The sequence below is a fragment of the Bacteroides graminisolvens genome (genome assembly GCF_963666085.1).
Taxonomy (GTDB): domain Bacteria; phylum Bacteroidota; class Bacteroidia; order Bacteroidales; family Bacteroidaceae; genus Bacteroides; species Bacteroides graminisolvens.
In genome coordinates, this window is sequence record NZ_OY762556.1 from 904,513 (window position 1) to 922,856 (window position 18,344).

Sequence of the window (18,344 nt, forward strand, 5' to 3'; positions counted from 1 at the left end):
ATCTTAAAATTCTAATTTGTATTTAATTCGGTGCTTATTGGCAAATCTTTTCCAGAATTTCTTTCTGTATGCAAGAATTAAACGTGTACATTCTGCTTCATCGGCTCCCCTTGCCAATGCATATTCTTTTGCCAAATACTCAAAGAAAGGAATTTGCCCCCACAAACGGGCAAAATTAGCACATCCTTTACGTATATCAACGACTCCAAAACTCATTCTGTTTATATCAACCAGTGAAAATTGGTATTCACCATCTATTTTATCAAAAAGTATATTACCGGGAGAGTAATCGCGATGTAAAATGCCCGCTTCATGCAAACGAGCTGTATACTGGGCAAATGCCTTTACCACATCTTTACACTCTTCAATATCGGCATCACCAAACTCATAAAATTTGCGTTTATACGGACATTGAATACTTACAAAATAAGAATGTTTAATCAAACCGAAACTTTCTTCTTCTACATAAGCTACCGGGTGGGGAGTCTGAAAGCCTTTTGCTAACAACATTTGTGGATAAGTAAAAGCTCTAAACCCTTTGGATGGTCGAAAATAAGAATAGATAATCCGATTAAATAAAGACGGCACCCCGTATCGTTTTACGTTAATGAGCAAGTCACCGGTACTAAAAACTTTGATTTGGTTCCGACCTGAATAAATAAGTTTACCTTCCTGATTGAAAGAACAGGGTAGTTTTTCGATGAAAGAACGTAAATATTCAAACTTCGGATTGATAGTGACTTTCATATAACTAATATTTTGATGTATAATTCATTAAGAAATTTGTTGAACAGCCTGATTGAGTGCTGCTTTTAAAAACTCTCCACTCATCAGTTTATCATTAACCATACGTACCTTCTCCTTCATTTGTGCATACTCATCCTCTGAAATATTCGATAAAATATCGTCCAAATGACGCAATGAAGACACACAGATTCCTATTTGATGTTGAGAAACAAATGAAGCTAAAGCCGCTTTTTCCCAAATAATAACAGGTAAACCACATCGGATGTAAAGAGAAGTTTTATGGGGGTTATTATATCGAAGGTATTCTCCGAAATTACCTGAACATTCATCTACGGAGTCTCCATCCCACACCAGTCCAAAATCACCCTGAGCGGAAGCAATGAGCGAATCCGAAGGAATAAATCCTTTATATTCAAAAAACGCTTTATGCTGAATCTTATCAGCTTCAAAACCATTTCCATAAAGGACAAAAGAATATGATTTGATATATTTCTCTACTTCATATAAAAAATTATTTTTGCGAGAGGCCAAACCACCTGCATATAACACCTTATATGGAGCACCCGAGGAGCGTTTTTGCCACGTTGCCTGTGTTTGCGACAAGTAATCAAATAACTGCAACGAACCCATCTGAGCCTTGCATCCTTTTTCGACTAACCAGTTTAACATAGACGAATTGTGGGCTATGACATAATCGGAATGATTGAGCCGTTTTATTTCTTGCTCAACTGTTAGTTTTTGCCTTCGAAAACTGCCTAAATCGTGTATTATAGTTATAACCTTGCAGCCCTTCACATGAGCTATGCAACAAACCAACGTATAATATTTCTTTAACGGATATTGCAAAACAAGATAATCTCCTCTATGCAATGAGAAAAAAGATTTTAATACCCCTACCAAAGTCACGACGAAGGATAAAATGCTATTTGTATACGTGCTTTGAGGAAGACCAACATTGCGATAGCCTAAATCGGACATGATTTTTTCAATATCCGTTTTCGCTTTGTTTCCGGCACTATGGGTACCTTTGTAATTTTTCGACAAATAACATATCATAGCTATCCTTCTTTTTTTAAATTAGTTTACACTCCTCTTTTGCCATCAAAAGTGCCGCATTTACTGTATCATCCATATCAAAATAAGCATATTGAGCCAGACGTCCGCCAAATAAAACATGCTTTTCTTGATTAGCCATATCCCGATATGCCTTGTATAATGTAGAGTTCAAGTCATCATTCACCGGATAATAAGGTTCGTTCTTACCGGTAAAGTCAGCGGGGTATTCACGAGTAATAACCGTATGAGACTGCGTACCAAATTCAAAATGTTTATGTTCAATGATTCGTGTAAAAGGGATTTCCTTTTCATTGTAATTCACCACAGCATTGCCCTGAAAATCGGGTATGGATAAACACTCGTGTTCGAAAACCAGGCTTCTATATTCCAACTTCCCCAGTTGATAATCAAAATATTCATCAATGCAACCGGTAAACAATACTTTATCAGCCAAAGCACTTAAGGCCGTTCTGTCCGAAAAAAAATCGGTATTAAGTCTAATATCAGAGCCATCAATCAATGCTGCAATCAGACTATTATATCCGCCATGAGGAATTCCTTGAAACGGATCATTAAAATAATTATTATCGTAAGTAAAGCGGAAAGGAATTCTTTTAATGATAAAAGCGGGTAATTCAGTGGCCAACCGACCCCATTGTTTCTCCGTATAACCTTTGATAAATGTATAGTAAATATCAGTTCCGCACAGTTTGAGTGCTTGTTCTTCTAAATTTGCCGGGTTCTCAATATGAGCAAATTCAGCACATTGCTCTTCTACTTTCTTTTTAGCTTCCTGGGGGGTATTAACACCCCAAAGTTTGTTGAAAGTATTCATGTTGAAAGGTAAATTATACAAGGAACCTTTGTAAAATGCCAAAGGAGAATTGGTGAATCTGTTAAATTCAACAAAGCGATTCACGTAACTCCAAACGTCTCTATTGTCTGTGTGAAAAATGTGCGCTCCATACTTATGAACATGTATGCCATCAACATCTTCACAATAGATATTTCCACCTATATGGTTACGTTTATCTATTATGAGGCAACGTTTACCGGCATCCATCATCTGGCGAGCGAAGACTGCTCCATACAGACCGGCACCCACAATTAAATAATCATATTCTTTTTTCATTAATCTTGAGGCGTAATATATTTTTTTTCAGTATAAACAACTACCAAAAACTTTAACTTGCGGATAAGAGTTTTAAAATTAGACTTCATTTTTTGTTTTAAAGTTGGCTTTATTTTCCGATAAATGGGTTTCGATAGCTTCAGAACTGACTCATTTGCCTTTATTTCACGCATTAACAACTGAATATCCTTATTAATCAAACTTATCTTAGGCATGTTGTTCCACTCTTCTTGCAAAAATACACCATATTCCTCAAGAATGAATTTCTTATCGAGATATTCTCTTTGAGGACGAAATGCAAAATGTGAGATAAGGGCATCACAATTCAAACAATTTGAAGCATTTAATTGTGTTGGTTTTATGACAGAAAGGTATTCTTCGTCGTCATCAAGTACAATTCCATCAAATTGCTTCATAGTACTACCAAACCAAAGAATGGAATTAATAGAAAATCGATTGGTTGCTATAGGTATTTTCCCACAATAAAGTTCTTTGTAACGACCTGTTTTTAAATAATTATCAAGAAACCATTTATGTAAATGAACTGCAAAAACACCACTTCGCCATAAAATAGAGTGATTTGCTCTGGCATTCATATATTTCGATAGCTTTATTTTCCCAAAAATTTGCATTATATAAGTGCATATTGCATTATTGATAACCATTGGAGACACCAAAAAATAATCTGGATTATCAATCCTAAAAGCTAACATCTTTTCAAAAAAATCGGGTTCAAGCCAAACCACATCATCATCCAACTTTATATATATTGTATCTTCCTCAATACAAGTCTTGTAAAAAGCATTGATTGATTTAATACCATTGACAATGCCGTCGGGTTGCCACACTAAATTGACTTTAGGATATTTCTGAGCTATCTGTTTAAAAAACTCTATATCACACGGATCATTTGTATTTACCCATATATCATATCTATCAACTAAGTCAGAAGCAATTATTGGAGGAAACAAATACTGCATATATCTTCTACGTCCTGCAGCCGTATTACACACTACTCGATAATTTTTATACATAAACTGAATGAGTTATTATTTATTTTTCATTTATTGCTATATTACTAGACCAATAGATATATGACATGTAGAGTTCTTGTAATATGTGAGTTAAAAATAAGGTTTGTTTAATTTTTATTCAATAATTCCTTTTATCTTCTCAATCACCTTCTCGGGTTTAATATCATTCAAACAAGCATAATCACCTCGATAACAAGGCTTTTGTCCAAATACGGAACAAGGACGACAGGGCATATCGAGCTGAATGGCATTTGTGGGCAACTGCTTCCAACCCATAAAACCTGCATACGGATGTGTTGCGCCCCAGACGGATACAACAGGTATATTAACCAATGAAGCGAGGTGCATATTGGCCGAATCCATTGACAGCATCACATCCAGATGACTCATCAGAGCCAGTTCGGTAGACATGTTTAGCTTGCCCGTCAAAGATACTACCGCAGGATATTTATTCACCCATTCGGCAAAACAGTTCTCCTCTTCTTTACCGCCTCCAAATAAGAAAACCCTTACTTCAGGGTTCGCAGCAAAGTGTGCAACAACCTTTTCTTGCAGCTCTAAAGGGTATATTTTGCCTTTATGTTTTGCGAACGGAGCTATTCCAATCCATTTCTGAGTTCCTTTTTGTCCAACGATGTGTTGAACAGTCTCTAGATTTCCTTTGCTATCTCCGTACAACGAAGTGAAATTCAGCAAAACCGGATAGCCTGCTTTCTCAAAAACTTCTGCATAACGTGTGAAAGAGCTTTTTTGATTAACCAATATCTTATTGCGCTTACGCACAAGCTTCCTCTTGGCCCACCGACCTTTATTAATAGAGCAAACTTTAGTTCCCGCCAAACGAAACAAAAAAGCAAGAGCTTTACTTCTTAAAACATGATGCAGGTCAGCAACCACATCAAATTTCATCAGTTGCAACTCTTTAAAAAGTGTGTACAACCCCCCAATACCTTTGTGCTTACCTTTTAAATCGGCATTATAAAACGACACATTCTCCGGTAATTCTGTAAAAAGAGGGGCTAACGAAGGTCTGCTTAAAAAAACAATCTGATGTTGAGGGTATTGACTGGCCCATGCATGAATCACGGGCACAGACATGGCAACATCTCCTATAGCAGAGAAACGGATAACAAGAATCTTTGCCATTGATTATTTTTTACCATAAAGAACCGGATTCAGAGCCGGATCATTATACATCTTCATCTGTTTATATACCTTCATGTATTTCTTTCCGTTCTCTATATCTTCAATCAGCTGATCAATAGCCGATGAAAGATCTTTTCTTTGCTCAAGCAGAATGTTCAGTTTGGTTTTACACTGATTTAAGTGTTCTTCCGTAACATCTGCGCGATCAACCTCCTGCTGCATGTGATATATTTTCAGCGCAAGGATAGAAAGGCGATCAACAGCCCAAGCGGGACTTTCCGTGTTGATAGTGGCATCTGCCAGTGGTTCAACTGATTTGTATTTATCTAGGAAATAACTATCAATAAGCTCTACGAGGTCAGTACGATCCTGATTTGATTTATCAATTCTACGTTTTAAAGATAAAGCCTCAACCGGATCAATTTGCGGGTCGCGGATGATATCTTCAAAGTGCCATTGCACGGCATCAATCCAATTCTTTAGATAAAGATAATATTCAATGGTTTTCAGTTCGTACGGGTTATTCATTGGTGCATCCACACTATCAGTCACATGATAATCTGTCGTTGCCTTCCAGAATATCTCATTGCAAAGCTTACTAAATGTCATAATATCAACTTATTTATATAAATACATCGGGCAAAACTATAGAATATTTCCCATACAACCAACCCTTTACTGTTTTTTATAACACAATGAGGATAATCTGCTTGGCAAATTCTATATTTTAAAGCCAAACATTGCCTTAATCTGTTTCCACGTGGAGAAATTCAGGGTAGACCCGGGTGTAGAACATTTGTACACCCAGGTCTACAGACCGTGTACATGGGGGTATACAAACTGTGTACATCCGGGTGGAGACGAAAATTGCTCACCTGCAAAATAAATCGCATAAGCATGCTTATTATCAAGCTTATATATAGAAGGTAAATAGCGATGTACTTGTAAGGAATCGGTGCAAAAAAGTTGGTGATACTTGGTGATACTTGGTGAGGCTTTTTTTTAGTAAAGTATCACACATAAAAATCTGATAATCAGATCGTTGCAAGGTTGGTGATACTTGGTGATACTTTTTTTCATGCATTTCATGAGCGATTTAATCGAAAAACAACTAAAAAGGCCTATTTTTGTACCTATCGTTTGCAACGCAACATATTTATATATAGTCATCTTGTTATGAAAGTAATTGTCGATAATAAAATACCCTATATCAGTCCTGCCATTGAACAACTTGCCAACGAAGTGGTGTATGTGGAAGGCAACTTGTTTACCCCCGAATTAGTTCGCAACGCCGACGCTTTAATTATACGTACCCGAACCCATTGCAACAGAGAGTTGCTGGAAGGAAGCAACGTGAAATTTATAGCTACAGCAACCATTGGCTTTGACCATATAGACACGGCGTACTGCAAAGAGAAGGGAATTACCTGGACCAATGCACCGGGATGCAACTCCGGTTCGGTTGCCCAATACATAGAGTCGGCCCTTTTGTTATTGGAAAAGGAGAAAGGATTAGAACTCTCAAAGATGACTCTGGGAATTGTGGGAGTGGGTAATGTAGGCAGTAAAGTAGAGACCGTTGCCAGAAAGCTGGGTCTGAAAGTGCTGCTCAACGATCTGCCCCGACAAGAAAAAGAAGAAGAAACAGCCTTCTCTTGTTTGCAACAATTAGCCGAGGAATGTGATGTGATTACATTCCATACTCCTTTATATAATGAAGGTGCATACAAAACATATCACCTGGCAGGTGCCGACTTCTTTCAATCATTAAAAAAGAGTCCTATTATAATAAATACATCAAGAGGAGAAGTGGTTGACACCAACGCACTGCTTCATGCCATAAACCAAGGGATAGTAAGTGATGCAATTATTGATGTTTGGGAGAATGAACCTCACATCAACCTCGAATTAATGAACCGGGCTTTTATTGCAACCCCTCACATAGCAGGATACTCTGCCGACGGCAAGGCAAACGCCACGCGTATGTCTCTGGACGCTCTATGCAAGTTCTTCAACCTGAAAGGTACTTATCACATCAACCCGCCTGCACCCGAGAACAATATTATGGTTGCCAACACCTATTCAGAAGCTATATTGAAAATATACAATCCGCAAAGAGACAGCATGACGCTGAAAGCTAATCCCGAAGATTTCGAGAAGCAAAGAGGACATTATCCTTTCAGAAGAGAGCCGGATGCTTACCGTATAGAAACAACCTCTTCTATAATAAGAGGATAATGAGCGTACTCTAATGCATGAACCTTAGCCGCCACATCAGAAGGGGTATCTTCTTTAGATATGGCACAAGTAGCCTGAAATATAACCGCACCTTCATCATAGTGCTCATTCACGTAATGCACGGTGATGCCGCTCGTCTCTTCACCTGCCGCCACTACGGCTTCATGAACCCGATCACCGTACATCCCCTTTCCGCCATACTTGGGCAACAAAGAAGGATGAATATTTATAATTTTGTTTGGATAAGCATGCAATAAAACATCGGGCACACGGATTAAGAAGCCTGCCAACACCACAAAGTCTATTTCAAACTCCTTTAATAAAGCAAGAATTGCTTCGCCGCCGGCCCATTGATCCTTCAGAAACACCTTGAAAGGTACTCCTAAGCTCTCTGCACGCCTTAAAACATAGGCATCCTCCTTATTAGAGAGCACCAATTTGATGCAAACCGACGTGCTTTTACTAAAATAACGGATTATATTCTCGGCATTAGTACCCGAACCGGAGGCTAAAATAGCTATATTTCTCTTCATAATCAAGCTGTTTCTGCACACAATAGTGAAAATTGTGCAAAAGATTGCATTTATTTAATCAAATATTTGCTTAGAACAATAAATATTTATTCCTTTGCACCGCAAATTTAAAGAAATAAAACTAATTATTAATTAAAAACTTAAAGTTATGTCTGAAATTGCATCAAGAGTGAAAGCGATTATCGTTGATAAATTAGGCGTTGAAGAATCAGAAGTTACAATCGAAGCTAGCTTCACTAACGACTTAGGAGCTGATTCTCTTGACACTGTTGAACTTATCATGGAATTCGAAAAAGAATTTGGTATCTCTATTCCAGATGATCAAGCAGAAAAGATCGGAACTGTAGGTGACGCTGTGTCTTACATCGAAGAACACGCTAAGTAATCTGTTTTTCATAATATGGAATTAAAAAGAGTCGTAGTAACAGGTCTTGGCGCCATTACTCCCATTGGCAATAACGTTCCGGAATTCTGGGAGAATCTTGTGAACGGGGTTAGTGGAGCAGGGCCTATTACTCATTTCGATGCATCGCTATTCAAGACTCAGTTTGCCTGCGAAGTGAAAAACTTCGATGCAACTCAGTACATGGACCGCAAAGAAGCAAGGAAGATGGACCTGTACACACAGTATGCCATTGCAGTTGCTAAGGAAGCTATTACTGACTCTGGTCTTGATGTTGAAAAGGAAGACTTAAACAAAATCGGTGTTATTTTTGGCGCCGGTATTGGAGGAATCAACACATTCGAAGAAGAAATAGGCAATTATTACACGAACAAAGACAAAGGACCAAGATTCAATCCTTTCTTTATTCCCAAAATGATTTCCGACATTGCCGCAGGGCAGATTTCTATCTTGTACGGATTCCACGGTCCTAACTACGCAACATGTTCTGCATGTGCAACATCAACCAATGCAATAGCCGATGCTTTCAATCTGATCCGTTTGGGCAAAGCTAACATCATAGTAGGTGGTGGTGCCGAAGCTGCAATAACTCCCGGTGGAGTAGGTGGTTTCAATGCAATGCACGCACTTTCTACCCGTAACGATTCTCCCGAAACTGCTTCACGTCCTTTTAGCGCTTCACGCGATGGATTTGTGATGGGAGAAGGTGGCGGTTGCCTTATTCTGGAAGAACTTGAACATGCTAAAGCGCGTGGTGCAAAAATATATGCAGAGCTGGTGGGTACCGGTATGTCTGCTGATGCTTATCACCTGACTGCTTCTCATCCCGAAGGTTTGGGAGCAAAGTTGGTAATGAAGAATGCATTGGAAGACGCAGAGATGCAGCCCGAAGAAGTTGATTACATCAACGTTCACGGAACATCTACTCCGGTTGGTGATATTTCAGAATCTAAAGCCATCAAAGAAGTATTCGGCGAACAGGCTTTCAAACTGAATATCAGTTCTACCAAATCTATGACCGGTCACTTATTGGGTGCTGCCGGCGCAGTAGAAGCTATTGCAAGTATCCTTGCCATTAAGAATGGCATTGTGCCTCCAACCATCAACTTTACTGAAGGCGATAACGACGCTGAGATTGATTACAATCTGAACTTCACATTTGGCCAAGCGCAAAAGCGTGAAGTAAACGTTGCTTTATCTAACACCTTTGGTTTCGGTGGTCATAACGCATGTGTTATTTTCAAGAAATACGCTGAATAAATCGTGTTACGCAATGAAATAGATAAGATAAGGCTCCTGTTCAATAAGAACAGAGAGTCTTATTTTTGTTTCTACCGAATACTCGGATTCTTTCCGCGTGACATACAAATTTACGAACAAGCACTTCTCCATAAATCAACTAGTCTACGATCTGACAAAGGAAAGCCCATAAACAATGAGCGGCTGGAGTTTTTAGGAGATGCTATTCTTGATGCCGTTGTGGCCGATATTGTATATCTTCATTTCGAAGGGAAGCGAGAAGGCTTTCTCACCAATACCCGTTCAAAGATTGTGCAGCGGGAAACGCTCAACAAACTAGCCGTTGAGATAGGACTCGACAAGCTAATCAAATCATCAACCCGCACTTCTTCGCACAACAGTTACATGTACGGCAATGCGTTCGAGGCATTTGTTGGTGCTATCTACATTGATCAGGGGTATGATAAGTGCAAGATGTTTCTGGAAGAGAAAATCATCAAACGGTACATCGACCTCGATAAACTGTCGCGCAAGGAGGTTAACTTCAAGTCAAAGCTGATTGAATGGAGCCAAAAGAGCAAGATGGAAGTATCGTTTGAGCTTATTGAACAGTTCCTCGACCAAGACTCCAATCCGGTCTTTCAAACGGAAATCATGATTGAAGGATTATCTGCCGGCACCGGCACCGGCTATTCCAAGAAAGAGTCGCAACAGAATGCCGCTCAAATGGCTTTGAAGAAGATAAAGACCAATCCGGAGTTTATCAGTTCCATAGAAAACATAAAGATAGACCGCACCACTCTTACCGGTACTCCCGAAGCAAGCGCAGCAGACAACACCCTTGCTCAGCCTATCGAGTCGGATACGAAAAGTGAACCGGCGCAATTATCCGAAGCAGACACCCATTCTTCGTCCCTGAACGACTAAGTCGTGCTCTTCAGTTACCAGCTTTAGCTTACCGGCTACCTCTTCTAAAGGTATAGAAGAGATCTCACTTCCTACTAACGTAATCATGCGTCCGTATTCGCCATTGGCAATAAGTTCGGTGGCGTGCCCCCCCATTCGGGTCGACAAATTACGGTCGAACGGTGTTGGCGATCCTCCCCGTTGAATGTAACCCAGCACGGTTTCACGAGTTTCCAACCCTGTTTCACGCTCTATTTCCTGAGCTATGAACTCGGCCGCACGCCTGTTGCCGTCGGTTTGAATGCCTTCGGCTACTACAACGATGGAATAAGGCTTACCTCTTTTGATGCGGTTCATAATGGTTTCGCGAATATTCTCCAGTTTATAAGGAATTTCGGGAAGCAAGATAACGTCACCTCCTCCGGCCATGCCCGAATAAAGAGCAATCCACCCGGCTTTGTGCCCCATTACTTCAATGACCATAACACGCTTGTGCGAACTGGCCGTTGAGTGCAGACGGTCAATGGCATCTGTAGCAATGGTCACAGCCGTATCAAAGCCAAAAGAGAAATCCGTACCCCAAATATCGTTATCAATCGTTTTGGGAACAGACACAATATTTACGCCCATGGCAGCAAACTTAGCAGCGGTTTTCTGCGTACCATTACCACCGATGCACACCACACAATCAATACCCAGCTCACGGATATGCTGCTGAATAAGGGCAGGCTTGTTTACATCGGCAGGAACGCCCTTCTTTTTGAAAGGCTTTTCACGCGAAGTACCCAAAACAGTACCGCCCTGATTTAGTAAGCCCGACAACGATTTATCAGTAAAAACCTCCACATCTTTATCGAGTAAGCCCTGAAAACCACTGTGTATACCCAACACTTCCATACCATAATGATGAATGGCAGTCTTGCACACACCACGAATGGTGGCATTGATACCCGGACAATCTCCACCTGAAGTCAATATACCTATTCTCATATAGTTTTAACGATATTTTCGGGGTAAAGATAGAAAAAAAAGATAAATAAGCTTACTTTTGTACATTCAAACGTTATTTTACAAAAATAAGTAATGAATAGCACTAAGATAATAAGAAAACTTTTTGATTCACGACTAAAAGAAATAGATCTTTATGCCACACAAGCGGGTGAGATACAAAGCAGGGTGCTTACCCGGCTAATTAAAGAGGCTCAAAACACCGAGTGGGGCAAGAAGTACGATTACAAAAGTATTACCAGCTACGATGAATTCAGAAGACGTCTGCCTGTTCAGACCTATGAAGAGGTGAAGCCTTACGTAGAACGTTTGCGTGCCGGAGAGAAGAACCTCATCTGGCCTTCTGAGATACGCTGGTTTGCCAAGTCGTCGGGCACCACCAATGACAAAAGCAAGTTTCTTCCTGTCAGCAAAGAAGCTCTTAAAGATATTCATTACAAGGGAGGCGCCGATGCCGTGGCCCTTTACTTACGGATGAACCCCGAAAGCCGTTTCTTCTCAGGCAAAGGAGTCATCTTAGGTGGCAGTCACAGTCCCAACCATAATTCCCGACACAGTTTAGTAGGTGACTTATCGGCTATCCTGATACAGAATGTCAGTCCGCTGGTAAACCTCATCCGTGTTCCTAAAAAGGAAATAGCGCTGATGAGTGAATGGGAAAGTAAGATAGAAGCCATTGCCAACAGCACAATTCAAGCCAATGTGACCAGTCTTTCGGGAGTTCCCTCCTGGTTTCTGGTACTCATCAAACGCATACTCGAAAAAACCGGGAAGCAACACTTAGAAGAAGTGTGGCCCAACCTGGAAGTCTTTTTCCATGGAGGCGTAAGCTTCACCCCTTACCGCGACCAATACCACCAAGTGATTCAATCGCCCAACATGCACTATGTGGAAACTTATAACGCATCAGAAGGCTACTTCGGTACACAGAATGATCCGGCAGACCCTTCCATGTTGTTGATGATTGACTACGGCATATTCTACGAATTCATTCCGCTGGAAGAAGTCGGCAAAGAAAACCCCAAAGTGCTTTGTCTGGAAGAGGTGGAACTCCATAAAAACTACGCGCTGGTTATCACTACCTCGTGCGGATTGTGGCGATACATGATTGGCGATACGGTGAAATTCACCAACAACAAACCTTATAAGTTTGTCATCACGGGCCGCACCAAGCATTTCATCAATGCCTTTGGCGAAGAACTAATCATTGATAATGCCGAAAAAGGACTTGCCAAGGCATGCTCCGTAACAGGTGCTCAGGTGAGTGAGTATACCGCAGCTCCCGTATTCATGGATGCCAATGCCAAGTGCAGACATCAATGGGTTATTGAATTTGCCCAAACGCCCGATTCCATTGAGCATTTTGCTTCCGTGCTTGACAGTACACTGAAAGAGCTGAACTCTGATTACGAAGCGAAACGCTGGAAAGACATCGCTTTGCAACCGCTGGAGGTAATACCTGCACGCAAAGGGTTGTTTCACGACTGGCTGAAGGAAAAAGGCAAACTGGGCGGGCAGCACAAAGTGCCCCGTTTAAGCAACAACAGGCAGTACATTGACGAGATGCTCTCCCTCAACAACGCATAAACACAACGACTTGCTCCTCACAAGAGCCAAACACCTTAAAAAGACTACATGAAACAAACTATTCCATCTGCAGAAATAGTTATTGTTCTGGCGCAACATCCGGTATTGGGACATCTATTGCTCCCCTATACCGTGGCGCGGAGGGACAATGAAATGGTACAACTTGCCGAACAGGCTTTCCATGCGCCCGAAGGATTGATTGACCGTCTTTCGGCCCCGGAGCGTAAAGCCATAGATATTGCCGCGCACTACACCGAGAAGTATCTCACGGCAGTCTACTCCAAAGAAAAGAGCAGCAGTGTGTTTCTGCATAAACTTACCGAGAAGAAGTACAAGGAGCAAGTGCGACCGTACATTGAGAAGAAACTACTCGAAATGATCAAGCTCATTGTAAAGTACAAACTGCCCCTATATGAGAAACAAGCCGGCAGCAACCTGCTTTACGAACACCATCGTTATGAGGTAAATGAGCAATCGAGCAGCCTCTCGTTTCACTTTACCCTGACCAAAAAGCTATTTAGCTATGCCATTAAATGTTCCCGAAATGGCGATGAGGTAAGTTTGCCCGACAAGAAGCCGGTTATCGTGCTCAGCTCCTCGCCTGCCGTGCTCATGCTAGGCAGAGAGCTTCACGTATTTAACCACATTGAGGCTTCGCGAATACTTCCTTTTACCCATAAAGCGCAAGTTAGCGTGGATGCTTCTCTGAGCGAAAAATACATGGAGAACATCGTGTTGCCAGCCATGCGTTATCATCACGTTACGGCTTCGGGGTTCGACATTGTAAAAGAGCCGGTTTCGTGTGAACCCCATCTCACCGTAAACCTGACTCCCGGCCTAGACTGGGGCATCCGGTTGCATTTTACATACGGTGATCAGGAGTTTACGCACGATGCTTGTGCCACAGCCAAGATAGCCCGGTTGGACAATGCCACGGAGAACATTCGTATTGTCTATTTTGAGCGAAACATTGCCAGGGAAAACGAAGCATACGAATTCCTGAAAGTATCGGGATTGAAACAGGTAAGCGACAAACTATTTGTTCCCAAGAACACCCATACGAATGATTCTTCTCTCCTCGTAAGCTGGATGTACCAAAACAAAGAGTTGCTCCACAAACGGTTCGTTATCACGAACCAAACCGTCGAAGCCGAGTATTGTTTGGAAGACATACGCATTGAACAATTTTATAAGGAAGATGACCGCGACTGGTTTGAACTGAACATCCAGGTGATGATTGACGGCATGGTACTGCCGTTTACTCACTTCAGGAAACATATATTAGAAGGGAATCGTGAGTTTGTGCTGCCCAGCGGGAAAATCATGCTGCTGCCCGAAGACTGGTTCAGTAAGTACAGCGGTTTGCTACAAGCAGCCACGGTAAAGGAAGACAAAACGATTCGCGTCAGACGGTCGCTCGTGGGGTTGGTGCAATCGGCTTTTTCGGAAGACGGAAAGAAGACGGGGCCGTACCAACCCAAGCGTTTATTAGATGCTCCCGAAGGTTTCCGTGCCCAGTTAAGGCATTACCAGCAAGCGGGATTGTCATGGATGGTACATCTTTACGAGCACCGTTTTAACGGCTGCCTAGCCGATGACATGGGATTGGGTAAAACCATTCAGACTTTAGCGCTTCTGCAATACGTGTACAACGCCAAAGCCAAACATGCCTCACTCATTGTGGTTCCTACGTCTCTTTTGCACAACTGGGCCAAAGAAGGGCAACGCTTTACCAACCTGTCCATCGGACAATATGAAGGTAACGGCGTGGGCAAAAAAGGCATTACGCCCAAAGAATTCAATCAATATCACATAGTGCTTACCAGCTACGGCATTATGCGTAACAACATCAGTGAGCTGAGCAAATACGTGTTCGAATATGTTATTCTGGACGAAAGTCAGAGCATCAAAAACAGCGACTCGTTCACCTTCAAGGCAGCCGTAACATTGAAGGGTAATCACCGGTTGGTACTTACCGGCACACCGATAGAGAATTCACTGAAAGACCTTTGGGCGCAGTTTTGTTTCCTACAACCCGATTTACTGGGCAGTGAGAGGCACTTCACCAAAAACTTTATTCTTCCCATCAGGCAAGGTAACGAAGTGAAGGAAAGTGAGCTGAAACGGTTGCTGGAACCTTTTATTCTACGCCGCAGCAAATCCGATGTTGCTCCGGAACTACCATCATTAACCGAAGAGGTTCTTTATTGTGGCATGACGGAACAACAGGAGGAACTTTATAAAGACGAAAGAAACCGGTTGCGTAGCATCTTGCTCCATGAACTTGAGGTTGAGAGTGAAAAAAGAAATTTCACCATCATCAACGGCATCATGAGGTTGCGCCAATTGGCTTGTCACCCCAAACTGACGCTGAAAGACTTTCACGAGGAGTCGGGCAAGATGGAGGAAATTGTAGGCACCTTCGAAACATTGCGAAGTGAAGGCCACAAGGTTCTTATCTTTTCATCTTTTGTACAGCACCTCGAACTGGTGGCCAAAGCATTTACCAAACGGAAATGGAAGTATGCCATGCTCACGGGCAGCACCACCAACCGCGAAGAAGAAATTACCCGTTTCGCGGACGATGAAAACATACAGGCGTTCCTGATTTCGCTCAAGGCGGGGGGCGTGGGACTAAACCTCACACAAGCCGACTATATCTTTATCATCGACCCGTGGTGGAATCCGGCGGCGGAGATGCAAGCCATCGGGCGGGCACACCGCATCGGGCAACAAAAGCAGGTAATGGCCTATCGTTTTATCACCCAAGACAGTATTGAAGAGAAAATGATGCAGTTACAGGCAGAAAAAAGAAAGCTGGCCGAGTCGTTCATAACCGACAACAACCCGCTCGATTCGCTGACCGACAGCGAATGGGAAATGCTGCTTACTTGATCATTGGTCAATGGCATTTTCGGCATCCACCCCGTAGTATCCGGACAGGGGCACATAAATGGGCTGCATGCGCAATCCGATGTTCTTGATTTTACCCTCAGCAATTAATCGGCGAAGATGGTTCATTGCCGTACTTCTAAGCAAACCGCAGCCTTTCTGAAAATCGGCACGGGTCATGAAGCGATGCGTGTTGAAGTACTCCGTGAGATACCTATCTATTTCTTCCGGTGACAATCGCGAAGAGTGCTCGTTGCGCTTCACATGCTGCACCTTCACCTCACCAACCGAGCTATTCAGCTTCTTATCAGCTCTGAATTTAATGCTTTTCAAACGCACCTTGGCATTCTTCTGCTTCGTATCTTCCTTGATTATTTCCGTGCAAGTTAGTGTGGGATGAAAATATCCTATCCCGTCCAGGTGCACCTGCCGGCCATCTGCCAGTTCCTCGCCCATCACGCGAGACAACGCATCGAGAACTGCCACTACATCGGTCTCCGACAGCGTGCAGCGCTCCTGTATTTTTTTCCGCAGCTGAGCCGTATCTGTTTTCCCGTTAAAACTAATGCGCGCATGCAGCGTCTTCTCTTCCGGCTGATGCGGTGCCACCGGTGTTTCGTACCATTCAAAATGAATTGCCATTCCTATTACATTATAAAGTTTATACAAAGGTGTATGCTCTCCGAAGCCTGATAAACACCCACAAAGGCATTTATCAAATGAGCGGCTAACCTTGGTTATCTGATTTACCAACCTAGGTTAGCCGATATGCCCACCATGGTTGTTCAGTCGTCCAACCATGGTTAGCCGCTTTTCTTCTCACTACAAAAATACAACTCTACGGGCAGAAAAGCAATGAAATAGTTATCTTTTAGTGGGCAAAGTCCATCTAAATAAACAATTTATTATAACTTTGTAGTTCTTAAAAATAAATCAAAGCGTTATGGAACACCAACTGACGATTTACAACACCTTAAGCAGGAAAAAAGAACAGTTTATACCGCTGCATGCACCTCACGTAGGCATGTACGTATGCGGACCAACCGTTTACGGCGATGCACATTTGGGGCACGCACGTCCGGCCATTACTTTCGATATATTATTCCGTTATCTTACTCACCTGGGGTATAAAGTACGCTATGTGCGCAACATTACCGATGTGGGACACTTGGAGCACGATGCTGACGAAGGGGAAGACAAGGTAGCAAAGAAGGCTCGGTTGGAGCAATTGGAGCCTATGGAAGTGGTGCAATATTACGTGAACCGTTACCACAAATCGATGGAAGCACTCAATGTTTTGCCACCAAGCATCGAACCACATGCTTCGGGACACATCATTGAACAGATTGAATTGGTAAAAGAAATTTTGAACAACGGCTATGCTTACGAGAGTGAAGGTTCTGTGTACTTCGACGTAGTTAAATACAATAAAGATCATCACTACGGTAAGTTGTCGGGACGTAATCTGGACGATGTGCTGAACACCACCCGCGAACTCGACGGACAGAGTGAGAAGCGCAACCCGGCCGACTTTGCTTTGTGGAAGTGTGCACAACCGGAGCACATCATGCGATGGCCATCGCCTTGGAGCAATGGTTTCCCCGGATGGCATTGCGAATGTACCGCCATGGGACGTAAGTATCTGGGCGAGCATTTTGATATTCACGGAGGCGGCATGGATCTTGTTTTCCCTCACCACGAATGCGAAATAGCACAATCGGTGGCATCTCAGGGTGACGACATGGTTCACTACTGGATGCACAACAACATGATTACCGTGAACGGAACGAAAATGGGTAAATCATTGGGTAATTTCATTACGCTCGATGAATTCTTCAATGGTTCTCATGCCATGCTGACTCAGGCATACAGCCCCATGACCATTCGTTTCTTTATCCTTCAGGCGCACTACCGCAGCACGGTTGACTTCAGCAATGAGGCGCTGCAAGCTTCTGAAAAGGGACTGCAAAGACTTTTGGAAGCGGTTGACGGACTTGATCGCATCAAAACATCGGCAGCATCGGATGTAGAGGTGCAAAGCATACGCACCAAATGCCACGAGGCAATGAATGATGACCTGAATTCTCCCATTGTTATCTCGCACCTCTTCGAGGCTGCCAGAATTGTGAACAATGTATTGGCGGGAAACAATAAGCTTTCTGAGGCCGACTTAAAGGAGTTGAAAGACACATTCCACTTGTTCTTGTTTGACATACTGGGATTGAAAGAAGAAACAGGCTCGTCTGACGGTCGCGAAGCGGCTTACGGCAAGGTAGTCGATATGTTGCTGGAGCAAAGAATGCAAGCCAAAGCCAATAAAGACTGGGCTATGTCTGATAAGATACGCAACGAGCTCACTGCCTTGGGATTCGAGATTAAGGATACCAAAGACGGCTTCGAGTGGAAGCTCAACAAGTAAACGA

15 protein-coding genes and 1 pseudogene are annotated in these 18,344 nt (G+C 42.5%); 7 read left to right on the forward strand and 9 right to left on the reverse strand.

Annotated elements, in window-relative coordinates; genetic code table 11:
- Positions 1–3: 3 nt before the first annotated feature.
- The 6 genes from ACKPCE_RS03670 to ACKPCE_RS03695 all read right to left on the reverse strand — a co-directional run bounded on the left by ACKPCE_RS03670 (position 4) and on the right by ACKPCE_RS03695 (position 5,724).
- Positions 4–747 carry a lipopolysaccharide kinase InaA family protein gene (locus ACKPCE_RS03670; protein ID WP_319504229.1) on the reverse strand — a complete coding sequence of 248 codons (744 nt, stop codon included), beginning with the start codon at positions 745–747 and terminating at the stop codon, positions 4–6.
- A gap of 27 nt (positions 748–774) precedes the next feature.
- A complete protein-coding gene (locus ACKPCE_RS03675) occupies positions 775–1,803 on the reverse strand; it encodes a glycosyltransferase (protein WP_319504230.1) in 1,029 nt (342 codons plus the stop codon).
- Positions 1,804–1,819: 16 nt separating this feature from the next.
- Positions 1,820–2,935 carry a UDP-galactopyranose mutase gene (gene glf / locus ACKPCE_RS03680; RefSeq protein WP_319504231.1) on the reverse strand — a complete coding sequence of 372 codons (1,116 nt, stop codon included), beginning with the start codon at positions 2,933–2,935 and terminating at the stop codon, positions 1,820–1,822.
- On the reverse strand, positions 2,935–3,969 hold the full coding sequence (locus ACKPCE_RS03685; RefSeq protein ID WP_319504232.1) for a hypothetical protein: 1,035 nt from the start codon (positions 3,967–3,969) through the stop codon (positions 2,935–2,937). Before ACKPCE_RS03685 ends, glf begins: the two co-directional genes overlap by 1 nt.
- A 114-nt stretch (positions 3,970–4,083) precedes the next feature.
- Entirely contained in the window at positions 4,084–5,115 is a 1,032-nt protein-coding gene (locus tag ACKPCE_RS03690; RefSeq protein ID WP_319504233.1) for a glycosyltransferase family 9 protein, read from the reverse strand.
- A 3-nt stretch (positions 5,116–5,118) separates the two neighbouring features.
- The gene (locus ACKPCE_RS03695) at positions 5,119–5,724 is read right to left on the reverse strand and encodes a DUF4254 domain-containing protein (protein WP_024995434.1); all 606 of its coding nucleotides are present in this window, start codon (positions 5,722–5,724) and stop codon (positions 5,119–5,121) included.
- Between the two features lie 567 nt (positions 5,725–6,291).
- Here ACKPCE_RS03695 and pdxB point away from each other — a divergent pair.
- Positions 6,292–7,353, forward strand: a complete 1,062-nt coding sequence (gene pdxB, locus ACKPCE_RS03700) for a 4-phosphoerythronate dehydrogenase PdxB (protein WP_319504234.1) — start codon at positions 6,292–6,294, stop codon at positions 7,351–7,353.
- Here pdxB and purN read toward each other — a convergent pair.
- Positions 7,314–7,936 (reverse strand): annotated as a pseudogene (gene purN / locus ACKPCE_RS03705) (phosphoribosylglycinamide formyltransferase). The gene pdxB and the pseudogene purN sit on opposite strands and share 40 nt — an antisense overlap.
- Before the next feature lie 98 nt (positions 7,937–8,034).
- Between purN and ACKPCE_RS03710 the strand changes: the two are divergent.
- Genes ACKPCE_RS03710 through rnc form a run of 3 tightly spaced genes read left to right on the forward strand, consistent with a single transcriptional unit; the run spans position 8,035 to position 10,455 of the window.
- Complete coding sequence (locus ACKPCE_RS03710) at positions 8,035–8,271, forward strand: acyl carrier protein (protein WP_024995436.1); 237 nt, start codon at positions 8,035–8,037, stop codon at positions 8,269–8,271.
- Positions 8,272–8,286: 15 nt separating this feature from the next.
- A complete protein-coding gene (fabF, locus tag ACKPCE_RS03715; protein ID WP_319504235.1) occupies positions 8,287–9,549 on the forward strand; it encodes a beta-ketoacyl-ACP synthase II in 1,263 nt (420 codons plus the stop codon).
- 3 nt (positions 9,550–9,552) lie between these two features.
- Positions 9,553–10,455, forward strand: coding sequence for a ribonuclease III (rnc, locus tag ACKPCE_RS03720; protein WP_277638584.1), 903 nt, complete (start codon positions 9,553–9,555; stop codon positions 10,453–10,455).
- On the opposite strand, the gene ACKPCE_RS03725 is transcribed toward rnc, so the two are convergent.
- Positions 10,414–11,424 (reverse strand): ATP-dependent 6-phosphofructokinase, encoded by a 1,011-nt coding sequence (locus ACKPCE_RS03725; RefSeq protein ID WP_277638583.1) that lies wholly within the window; start codon positions 11,422–11,424, stop codon positions 10,414–10,416. The two genes, rnc and ACKPCE_RS03725, sit on opposite strands and share 42 nt — an antisense overlap.
- Positions 11,425–11,517: 93 nt before the next feature.
- Between ACKPCE_RS03725 and ACKPCE_RS03730 the strand changes: the two genes are divergently transcribed.
- Both ACKPCE_RS03730 and ACKPCE_RS03735 read left to right on the forward strand, forming a co-directional pair.
- Positions 11,518–13,029, forward strand: coding sequence for a GH3 auxin-responsive promoter family protein (locus tag ACKPCE_RS03730; RefSeq protein WP_276991282.1), 1,512 nt, complete (start codon positions 11,518–11,520; stop codon positions 13,027–13,029).
- A 48-nt stretch (positions 13,030–13,077) separates the two neighbouring features.
- A complete protein-coding gene (locus ACKPCE_RS03735) occupies positions 13,078–15,924 on the forward strand; it encodes a DEAD/DEAH box helicase (protein ID WP_319504236.1) in 2,847 nt (948 codons plus the stop codon).
- On the opposite strand, the gene ACKPCE_RS03740 is transcribed toward ACKPCE_RS03735, so the two are convergent.
- Entirely contained in the window at positions 15,925–16,563 is a 639-nt protein-coding gene (locus tag ACKPCE_RS03740) for an HU family DNA-binding protein (protein ID WP_319504237.1), read from the reverse strand.
- A 301-nt stretch (positions 16,564–16,864) separates the two neighbouring features.
- Here ACKPCE_RS03740 and cysS point away from each other — a divergent pair, with 301 nt between their 5' ends.
- Positions 16,865–18,340 carry a cysteine--tRNA ligase gene (gene cysS / locus ACKPCE_RS03745; protein ID WP_319504238.1) on the forward strand — a complete coding sequence of 492 codons (1,476 nt, stop codon included), beginning with the start codon at positions 16,865–16,867 and terminating at the stop codon, positions 18,338–18,340.
- Positions 18,341–18,344: the final 4 nt, after the last annotated feature.

What these genes read in the sequence shown, in the direction of transcription:
- ACKPCE_RS03670 (WP_319504229.1), bottom strand. Translation starts at nt 747, where the DNA reads ATGAAAGTCACTATCAATCCGAAGTTTGAATATTTACGTTCTTTCATC.
- ACKPCE_RS03675 (WP_319504230.1), bottom strand. Translation starts at nt 1,803, where the DNA reads ATGATATGTTATTTGTCGAAAAATTACAAAGGTACCCATAGTGCCGGA.
- glf (WP_319504231.1), bottom strand. Translation starts at nt 2,935, where the DNA reads ATGAAAAAAGAATATGATTATTTAATTGTGGGTGCCGGTCTGTATGGA.
- ACKPCE_RS03685 (WP_319504232.1), bottom strand. Translation starts at nt 3,969, where the DNA reads ATGTATAAAAATTATCGAGTAGTGTGTAATACGGCTGCAGGACGTAGA.
- ACKPCE_RS03690 (WP_319504233.1), bottom strand. Translation starts at nt 5,115, where the DNA reads ATGGCAAAGATTCTTGTTATCCGTTTCTCTGCTATAGGAGATGTTGCC.
- ACKPCE_RS03695 (WP_024995434.1), bottom strand. Translation starts at nt 5,724, where the DNA reads ATGACATTTAGTAAGCTTTGCAATGAGATATTCTGGAAGGCAACGACA.
- pdxB (WP_319504234.1), top strand. Translation starts at nt 6,292, where the DNA reads ATGAAAGTAATTGTCGATAATAAAATACCCTATATCAGTCCTGCCATT.
- ACKPCE_RS03710 (WP_024995436.1), top strand. Translation starts at nt 8,035, where the DNA reads ATGTCTGAAATTGCATCAAGAGTGAAAGCGATTATCGTTGATAAATTA.
- fabF (WP_319504235.1), top strand. Translation starts at nt 8,287, where the DNA reads ATGGAATTAAAAAGAGTCGTAGTAACAGGTCTTGGCGCCATTACTCCC.
- ACKPCE_RS03725 (WP_277638583.1), bottom strand. Translation starts at nt 11,424, where the DNA reads ATGAGAATAGGTATATTGACTTCAGGTGGAGATTGTCCGGGTATCAAT.
- ACKPCE_RS03730 (WP_276991282.1), top strand. Translation starts at nt 11,518, where the DNA reads ATGAATAGCACTAAGATAATAAGAAAACTTTTTGATTCACGACTAAAA.
- ACKPCE_RS03735 (WP_319504236.1), top strand. Translation starts at nt 13,078, where the DNA reads ATGAAACAAACTATTCCATCTGCAGAAATAGTTATTGTTCTGGCGCAA.
- ACKPCE_RS03740 (WP_319504237.1), bottom strand. Translation starts at nt 16,563, where the DNA reads ATGGCAATTCATTTTGAATGGTACGAAACACCGGTGGCACCGCATCAG.
- cysS (WP_319504238.1), top strand. Translation starts at nt 16,865, where the DNA reads ATGGAACACCAACTGACGATTTACAACACCTTAAGCAGGAAAAAAGAA.